This window comes from Paenibacillus sp. 01T442 (assembly GCF_056398345.1).
The window spans coordinates 23,160-31,929 of record NZ_JBFTPF010000059.1; the positions used below are offsets into that span (position 1 = coordinate 23,160).

Sequence of the window (8,770 nt, forward strand, 5' to 3'; positions counted from 1 at the left end):
TCTCTATTAAAAGAATACTATTCATTTAAAGTTTACATGTCCAATGTAAAGGGAGTACCAGATAAATTATGTTATTGTGTAAAATTAACGCAAACTTTTTGTAAAGCTCCATCTAAAATACAAAAAAACACTCCGTTTCATAGAGCTAGACTACAAAACGTTAGTCTATATCTAAAAACAAAGTGTTTTTTTCTGATTTATAACTCTCTCTAGTCGCCTAAGAAGGCTCTCTTCATACGTTCAAAAATAGACTGGCTTTGCTCATGCGTATGCTCGCCGCTTTGCTTGCCGAACTGACGCAGCAAATCCTTCTGATCTTCCGACAAGTTCGTTGGTGTCATCACGATAACTTTCACGTGCTGATCTCCTTGACCGAAGCCGCGGAGATGCGGTACACCTTTACCTTTAAGACGGAAGTACGTATCGGTCTGCGTGCCTGCTGGAATCTTGAGTTTCACTTTCTCAGTTAGCGTAGGGATTTCGATTTCATCACCAAGCGCCGCCTGCATGAAAGTCAATGGCACTTCACAGTAAACATCGTTACCTTCACGTTGGAAGAACTCATGATTTTTCACACGAATAACAACATAAAGGTCACCAGATGGGCCTCCACGTGTACCGCCTTCACCTTCACCAGAAACGCGAAGTTGAGCGCCATCATCCACACCCGCTGGAATCTTAATGTGAATCGTGCGCGTCTTTTTCACTTTACCTGCGCCATGACAAGTTCCGCATTTTTCTTTGATGATTTTACCAGAACCATTACAAGACGTACATACGCGTCGGTTCACAATACGACCGAATGCTGTATTCTGAACTACTTCTTGTTGCCCGCTGCCATGGCAGCCGCCGCAAGTTTCTGGCTTTGTTCCTGCTTTAGCACCCGAACCATTACACGTGTCGCAATTTTCAGTACGCGGAATGTTGATATMCATTTCTTTACCGAAAATGGCTTCTTTGAATTCCACGGTCATCGTGTATTGCAAATCGTTACCGCGCTGCGGTGCATTCGGATTACGTCGATTACCACCGCCGCCGCCGCCAAAGAACATATCAAAGATATCCCCGAAGCCGCCGCCGAAGTCTTGACCACCGCCAAACCCTTGATTCGGATCTACGTGACCGAACTGATCATATTGAGCTTTCTTCTGATCATCGCTCAGAACATCATAAGCATCTTTCGCTTCTTTGAACTTATCTTCTGCATCTGCCGCTTTATTCACGTCAGGGTGATATTGACGTGCCATTTTACGGTAAGCCTTCTTGATCTCTTCCTGTGAAGCATTTTTCCCGAGACCTAACACCTCGTAATAATCACGTTTACTCACTTGTTCCACTCCCATGTTCAAGACTACAAACGGAAAGTCAAAGCCGTGGAGAAACTCCAGTTGGCTTTGACTCTAACGTTCCGTGCGTAACAAACAGTGTTTAAAAAACTTCTTTAAACTTCTATTTAGTTAGAATATGTTTATTTCTTAGGTTCGTCAACCACTTCGTAGTCCGCGTCCACAACATTTTCTCTGCCTTTAGGTGCTTCGCCTGCGCCAGCATCAGGACCTGGGCCTTGATCTTGGGAAGCTTGCTCATATAATTTAACAGAAAGTTGTTGAATGACTTCAGTCAATTCTTCTGTTGCTTTTTTGATCGTTTCAAGATCGTTGCCAGCAAGAGCTGCTGTAACTTTCTCTTTCGCTGCATTCGCTTTGTCGATCTCGCCTTGGTCTACTTTGTCGCCAAGATCTTTGATCGTTTTGTCAACGGAGTACACCAATTGATCAGCTTCGTTACGAGCTTCTACAAGCTCTTTACGTGCGCGATCTTCTTCAGCATGTGCTTCCGCATCCTTCACCATTTGTTCAACTTCTGCATCGCTCAAGCCGCTGGAAGAAGTGATTGTGATTTTTTGGCTTTTGCCTGTTCCTTTATCCAAAGCAGACACGTTAACGATACCGTTCGCATCAATATCGAAGCTTACTTCGATTTGTGGAACGCCGCGTGGAGCTGGAGGAATGTCACCTAGCATGAAGCGGCCAAGTGTTTTGTTACCGCTAGCCATGGAGCGCTCACCTTGAAGCACGTGAATCTCTACGCTAGTTTGGTTATCTGCATAAGTGGAGTACACTTGTGATTTTGTAGTAGGAATCGTTGTGTTACGGTCGATCATTTTCGTGAATACGCCGCCTGCTGTTTCGATACCAAGGGAAAGTGGAGTTACGTCAAGAAGAACAACGTCTTTCACTTCACCAGTCAAGACACCAGCTTGAACAGCTGCACCAAGGGCAACAACTTCATCCGGGTTAACACCTTTGTGTGGCTCTTTACCGATTAATTTCTTAATCGCTTCTACAACCGCAGGAATACGAGTAGATCCACCAACAAGAACAACTTTATCGATTTGGCTTGTGGACAAACCGGAATCTTGAAGAGCTTGACGAGTTGGTCCTAATGTTCTTTCAACTAGACCAGCGGAAAGCTCTTCGAACTTCGCACGCGTCAAGTTCAACTCCAAATGCTGAGGTACGCCGTCTGCTACCGTGATGAACGGAAGGGAAACCGTTGTAGTCAGAACACCAGAAAGTTCTTTTTTCGCTTTTTCAGCAGCATCTTTCAAACGTTGAACTGCCGCTTTATCTTTGGAAAGGTCAATGCCTTGTTCTTTTTTGAATTCAGCAACGAGGTAATCCATCACAACTTGGTCAAAGTCATCTCCGCCCAATTTGTTGTCGCCGCTTGTTGCTTTAACTTCGAAGAAACCATCGCCTAGCTCAAGGATGGATACGTCGAATGTACCGCCCCCAAGGTCATAAACGAGAATTGTTTGATCTTCTGTTTTTTCCAAACCGTATGCAAGTGCTGCTGCAGTTGGCTCATTGACGATACGAAGTACTTCAAGACCTGCAATTTTACCAGCATCCTTCGTTGCTTGACGTTGGCTATCGTTGAAGTAAGCAGGAACCGTGATTACCGCTTGCGTAACTGTTTGACCAAGGTAAGCTTCTGCATCCGCTTTTAGCTTTTGCAAGATGATTGCAGAGATCTCTTGTKGCGTGTAGTCTTTGCCATCAATGTTCTCTTTGTGGTTCGTACCAATGTGACGCTTAATGGAGGAGATTGTTTTGTCTGGGTTTGTGATCGCTTGACGCTTAGCCGTTTCACCAACTACGCGCTCGCCGTCTTTCTTGAAACCTACAACGGATGGCGTTGTGCGGTTACCTTCTGGATTTGGAATAACAACAGCTTCTCCGCCTTCCATAACGGCAACGCAAGAATTTGTAGTACCTAAGTCAATACCAATTACTTTACTCATGTAAAGATCCTCCTTATGTCCCATAGGAACGTCATTAGTTTTTTTAGAATGAAATAAGATCCTTTAGTCAGGTTTTCAGCACCGAGAAGATTGAAAGAAGCTAGGAAATGAGGAGCAGAGCGTAGTGTAAACTACGTGAGCACCGGAATTTCCGGCTGAATTCAATATTCGATGTCGAATAAGCTTCTTGGATTACTTCGTGATCAAAATTAGACTTATACGCTAACTTTAACCATTGCTGGTCGAATGACCTTATCTTTCAGGATGTAGCCTTTTTGCAATTCTTCCACGACGATACCTTCTTCATGCTCCTCGGATTCCACTTGCATCACTGCTTGATGGAATTCAGGATTGAACGGATGACCAACAGCTTCGATAGGCTTAAGCCCTTCAGCAGTTAATAGTTGATCAATACCGCGGTATGTCATATCCAAGCCCTTCACCAATGCGTCGAAATCCTTCGTCTCTTTGCTTGAAGACAGCGCGCGATCAAAGTTATCCACAATCGGTAGTAGCTGCTCAATTAATTTTAGCGAAGCGTATTTCGCGAAATCTTCCTTCTCCGCTCTTGCACGGCGACGGAAGTTGTCGAAGTCCGCTTGAACGCGTAATAAACGCTGATAGTTTTCTTCAGCTTGCACACGCGCCTGTTCCAATTCGCTAGATACCGTAGCTTCCTCGGAAACGTCTGCAACAGCTTCTCCAGTCGTTGCTTCGTTATCGGCTGCGTATGTAGTGTCAATGTCTTGTTCGACTGTTTTGTTATCTCCAGTACTCAATTGTCCTTCACCTCCTAAACATAATACACGAGTTATACTCGATTCACATACATCATCCATTTGGGCATTAGTTTACCCATCTTTAGTTCTCTTCAAAAGGCTGCTTCATCTTAATCACTGTATGGATACGCAGCACCGCGGCAGCGACTTCCCCAGCCGCTTGCAGAGCGTGAATTTTCACATCTGTCGGATCCATGATCCCTGCTTCCACAAAATCCGTGATCAACCCCGTATCACAATCGATCCCTAGGCTGTCCGTATCCTGCGCAAGCTGGGCCGCTTTCAGCTCTTCAACCTTCTCGAGCGGATTGTAGCCTGCATTCACGACGATTTGAGACAACGGCTTGCGCAGTGCTCCCGCGACAGCGGCCACACCAAAGCCTTCCATGCCCTTCATCGTCTCGCGCACACGCTCCAGATCATGCGCGACGGCCATCTCCGCTGCGCCGCCGCCAGGCAAGTACCCGCCGCGCACGGCGGCTTGCACAGCTGACGCAGCGTCCTTCGCGATGCGCGAGCGCTCATGCGCCGCTTCGCGCGTCGCGGCGCCAACGATCACGGTCACGTGCTGCTCGCCGTGACCGCGCGCTACGCGCACGCGCTCCAGCCGCTCGTCATACGCGGCATAGCCCGCGTGACCGAGCGCAGCGCTCAGCTCCGGCGCGCTCTTGCGCAGCGCCGTGCGCCGCACCGGCCTAGCGCCGGTGTGCTCGCTCAGCAGCTGCAAGTCCCGGCGGGACAGTCGCTGCAGCACGAGAATGCCATGGTCGGAGCAGAACTGCTCCGCCTCAGGGTCAACCCCGCGGTCTGATGCAATCAGACCGACGCCAAGCTCCAGCAGCGAGCCGAGGCTGCTGCGGAAGAGCTCCCGGAGCTGCATGTAGCGCTGGAAGCCTGCCTCGGTTACCAGCGATTCTTCGCTGACCGCCTCAGGCTCCAGGGCATCATGCAGCACGAGGATGCGAGCATCTCGCCGCTCGTGCTCGAGGTGCAGGTTCATCGGCTTCTGGTTCAGCAGAATGCCGGTCCAGACCTCACTGCTCGCTTCTTCATGTGCGAGCACGCTGTCCGCGAAGCGATAGCCTTCTTGGCGCAGCTTCGCCTCACCAACTGCCTCGGCCGCTTGGATGATAAGCTTAGCAATGTCTGTCTGCTCGCGCCCCGCTGTATACGCAATTCGCTGCAGCGCGCGATCTCCAAGGCCTGCAATCTGACGACTGCGGCCCTGCAAGCTCGCTACGGCCAATTCAATGCCMTGTAGCATGCCAGTGACAACCTTGGCGACGGGCACGCCGCGTGTAACTTGCGCGACGCCTTCTTGCACCATGGCTCCGGCAAGTACTGTCGCTGTCGTTGTGCCATCGCCAATTTGGCGTTGTTGACTGCGAGCGACTTGAATCATTAACCTAGCAGCAGGATGGGTAACATCCATCTTTTCCAAGATGGTTACACCATCGTTGGTAATAATGACATCACCTTGGCCGCCGACTAGCATGGTATCCAGCCCTTTAGGACCTAAGGTTCCTTCGACAGCCGAACAAATCGCTCTGACAGCCGCGGCATTATTCACTAACGTCGAGTACCGTTCTTCATTTTCACCGTGCATAGTAGGTTTGACTCCTGTCATTTGCCATACCAACGTCCTAGGACCAATTCCATATGCTTCGATAGATGCTCCATTAAGCCTATAACTCTACCGTATTCCATACGAGTAGGTCCCAAAATACCAATCGTTCCAAGCGGCGTACCACCAATGGAATAGGAAGCTGTAATTAAACTGCAATTCGATATGGCTTCAATACTATTCTCAGCACCAATTTTAATCTCAATGCCTTCATTTGACGGAGTAAATAACTTGATAAGGGTTGGTGCTTCTTCCAGTAGATCAAAAATGCTCTTCACTTTCTCCACATCCTTGAACTCAGGCTGTGTGAGCATATTCGTCATCCCACTGAGGAAAACACGGTCCTTCTCGTCACTTTGAAGCACGCTTTCCACCAGACCAAGAAGCTCTTGATAGCCAGTGACATATTTGCTTAACTCATTAGAAATCTCATTGTAAAGCTTCGATTTAAACTGAACCAAAGGTACATTCTTAAGCCTAGTATTCAGAATATTAACGACCTTCTCGATTTCCGACATCGGAATCCCTTCGGGTATCGTTACTGTTTTATTTTCAACATGTCCCGTATTCATCACTAGGATCGCAACAGCCGTTGTGTCCGAGATCGGAATGATTTGGATATGCTTCAATGTCGTGCTAAACACTTCAGGACCGAGCACAATAGACGTGTAATTCGTAAGACTGGATAGCATACCAGCAACGTGCTGAATAACACCTTCCATCTCTTGAATACGTTCTGCGAAAGCCCCCTTCATGGAGTCCAAATCTTGACTATGCAAGGAGCCGTGCTTCAACAAATGATCGACATAATAGCGATAACCTTTGTGTGAAGGAATACGACCTGCGGACGTATGAGGCTGCTCAAGATAGCCCATTTCTTCGAGATCTGACATTTCGTTACGAATGGTCGCTGGACTAAAACCAACATTCCCACGCTTCGAAATACTTCGCGAACCAATTGGCTCCGCTGAACGAACGTAATCATCAATGATTGCACTTAAAATCATGCGTTGGCGCTCTGTCAACATGAGTACCCCTCCTCCTCACTTCTCACTATTTGCCACCTTCGTTAGCACTCGTATTTAGTGAGTGCTAAATCCTAATACAAAAATAACAGACCCTAAGGTCTGTTGTCAAGTCAATCCAAACGTTTAAGTACGGCGATTTCGTCGCAACAATACTGTTTTTTGCAATGCATACAGTCTCTCCAAACCTTCTCAGGAAAAATCTCCTTCGGAACGAGTGTAAAGCCGTTTTTCTGAAAGAAAGCTACTTCATAAGTAAGTGCMATAACTTTAATAATTCCTTGACTTCTTGCCTCTTCAACTAAGAAATCAACCAGTTTGCCGCCGATTCCTTGACCCTTGTAGCCAGGCGTCATCCCAAGTGAGCGAATCTCAACAAGATCTGGCCCCAGCCTCGTCAATGAACCGCAGCCTATTAATAAGCCATCGAATTCAGCGACAACAAATGTATCAATTTGATCTTGGAGCATTTCCCTGCTCCGCGGCAGCATGATGCCTTGCTTGGCATACCCCTGTATAATTTCAAAAAGCTTATCGATATCATCCACTGAAGCTTTTCTTACGGATACCGTAGTTGATGTATTCACGCTTCCCCACCCACCATTCACACAAAAATGCATAAAAGCCACGCTAGCGCCCTGCGGCTTTCCGCTGTTTCGCTTGTGGATTCATGTATAAATATACAACAATACGTATAAATGCACAAGCGTTTTTTGCGCTATTTCGGTTTAGCTTAAGAACGAGRCAAAGACTTCATTTCCTAACAAAATACCGTGTTTGGATAGACGATATCCTTCTGGCGTTTGCTCAATCAGCTTTTTGTTTATCCAGCCTTGCAAAGTAGTTCCGAAGTGGGATTMGATTGTCTCTCCGAATTGATCCATGAAGTCTTTGCTTCGCACACCTTCTAGGAGCCGCAAGCCAACCATCATAAAGTCTTCCATCGCTTCTTGTGGTGTCACGTCGAATTGTTCCATGATCGGTAACCCAAGCTTCGTTGCATCAATGTAAGGTTGGATGCCCTTCACATTCACATGGCGCTTACCATTCATATACCCATGTGCACCAGCGCCTAATCCGTAATAAGAGCGGTTGCGCCAATACATCGTATTATGTCTGCTTTCGCGGCCAGGTTTGGCAAAGTTACTGATTTCGTATTGCTTGTAACCCGCTTCTTCCAGCCTTTTCATAATCAACTCGTACATATCGACTTCCTCATCTTCACTCGGGAGCGGCAGCTGATTTTTATTGAACAAGGTGTGGAATAACGTGTTTTCTTCTACTTTCAAACTGTATATCGAATAATGCTGCAAATCGAGTGACAGCGCCTCATCTAATGTAGCCTGCATAATGTCCACCGTTTGCTTCGGAAGCCCGAACATAAGATCAATGGATAAATTATCGAAGCCTAGTTTCTTCGCATTGGCAATGCTTCTATGCACATCATCTGTATTATGAATACGGCCGATTGCCGCAAGGATGTCATTGTTAAAAGATTGTACACCAAAGCTGATCCGATTCACACCGCCAGCTTTCATGACAGCAAGTTTATCTTCGTCCGTTGTTCCCGGATTGGCTTCCATCGAAAATTCAACTTCTGTACTATCCGCTGGGAAATACGTGCGTACGATACGTAAGAAGCGTTCCATTTGATCTGGAAGCAGCACCGTTGGCGTTCCACCGCCGACAAAGATCGTCTCCACCTTCTGAGGTGGATGATTCCGAACTGTCAGCTCCATTTCACGCTCAAGGGCATCTAGATATTCCATGACGGGTTGGCCTTTGAGCACGTACGAGTTGAAGTCGCAATAATGGCATTTATTTGTGCAAAACGGGATATGAATGTACACTGCCGTAGGCGTTGTATAAGTAACTAACATAAGGGTGTTCCTTTCCACGGTCACAATTGACAAAAAGCCAAGGGACAGCGTACGCTGCCACCCCAGCTTTGAGTTCCCTGCATCTATTCGTCGATTTTCAAAACAGCCATGAACGCTTCTTGCGGCACTTCTACGCTGCCGACCTGCTTCATGCG

Annotated in this window: 7 protein-coding genes; all 7 read right to left on the bottom strand. The window is 47.2% G+C overall.

Annotation, left to right across the window (positions count from 1 at the left end; genetic code table 11):
* Positions 1 to 209 precede the first annotated feature (209 nt).
* On the bottom strand, positions 210 to 1,343 hold the full coding sequence (dnaJ, locus tag AC1DLM_RS27760; RefSeq protein WP_477571759.1) for a molecular chaperone DnaJ: 1,134 nt from the start codon (positions 1,341 to 1,343) through the stop codon (positions 210 to 212).
* A 125-nt stretch (positions 1,344 to 1,468) separates the two neighbouring features.
* Complete coding sequence (gene dnaK, locus AC1DLM_RS27765; protein WP_477571760.1) at positions 1,469 to 3,307, bottom strand: molecular chaperone DnaK; 1,839 nt, start codon at positions 3,305 to 3,307, stop codon at positions 1,469 to 1,471.
* A 215-nt stretch (positions 3,308 to 3,522) separates the two neighbouring features.
* A complete protein-coding gene (gene grpE, locus AC1DLM_RS27770; RefSeq protein WP_477571761.1) occupies positions 3,523 to 4,086 on the bottom strand; it encodes a nucleotide exchange factor GrpE in 564 nt (187 codons plus the stop codon).
* Positions 4,087 to 4,168: 82 nt separating this feature from the next.
* Positions 4,169 to 5,692, bottom strand: a complete 1,524-nt coding sequence (locus AC1DLM_RS27775; RefSeq protein WP_477571762.1) for a TCP-1/cpn60 chaperonin family protein — start codon at positions 5,690 to 5,692, stop codon at positions 4,169 to 4,171.
* Positions 5,693 to 5,709: 17 nt separating this feature from the next.
* Positions 5,710 to 6,738 (bottom strand): heat-inducible transcriptional repressor HrcA, encoded by a 1,029-nt coding sequence (gene hrcA, locus AC1DLM_RS27780; protein ID WP_441990301.1) that lies wholly within the window; start codon positions 6,736 to 6,738, stop codon positions 5,710 to 5,712.
* A 110-nt stretch (positions 6,739 to 6,848) separates the two neighbouring features.
* Positions 6,849 to 7,322 carry an N-acetyltransferase gene (locus tag AC1DLM_RS27785; protein WP_477571763.1) on the bottom strand — a complete coding sequence of 158 codons (474 nt, stop codon included), beginning with the start codon at positions 7,320 to 7,322 and terminating at the stop codon, positions 6,849 to 6,851.
* Between the two features lie 141 nt (positions 7,323 to 7,463).
* The gene (gene hemW / locus AC1DLM_RS27790; RefSeq protein ID WP_477571764.1) at positions 7,464 to 8,615 is read right to left on the bottom strand and encodes a radical SAM family heme chaperone HemW; all 1,152 of its coding nucleotides are present in this window, start codon (positions 8,613 to 8,615) and stop codon (positions 7,464 to 7,466) included.
* Between the last annotated feature and the right edge of the window lie 155 nt (positions 8,616 to 8,770).

What these genes read in the sequence shown, in the direction of transcription:
- hrcA (WP_441990301.1), bottom strand. Translation starts at nt 6,738, where the DNA reads ATGTTGACAGAGCGCCAACGCATGATTTTAAGTGCAATCATTGATGAT.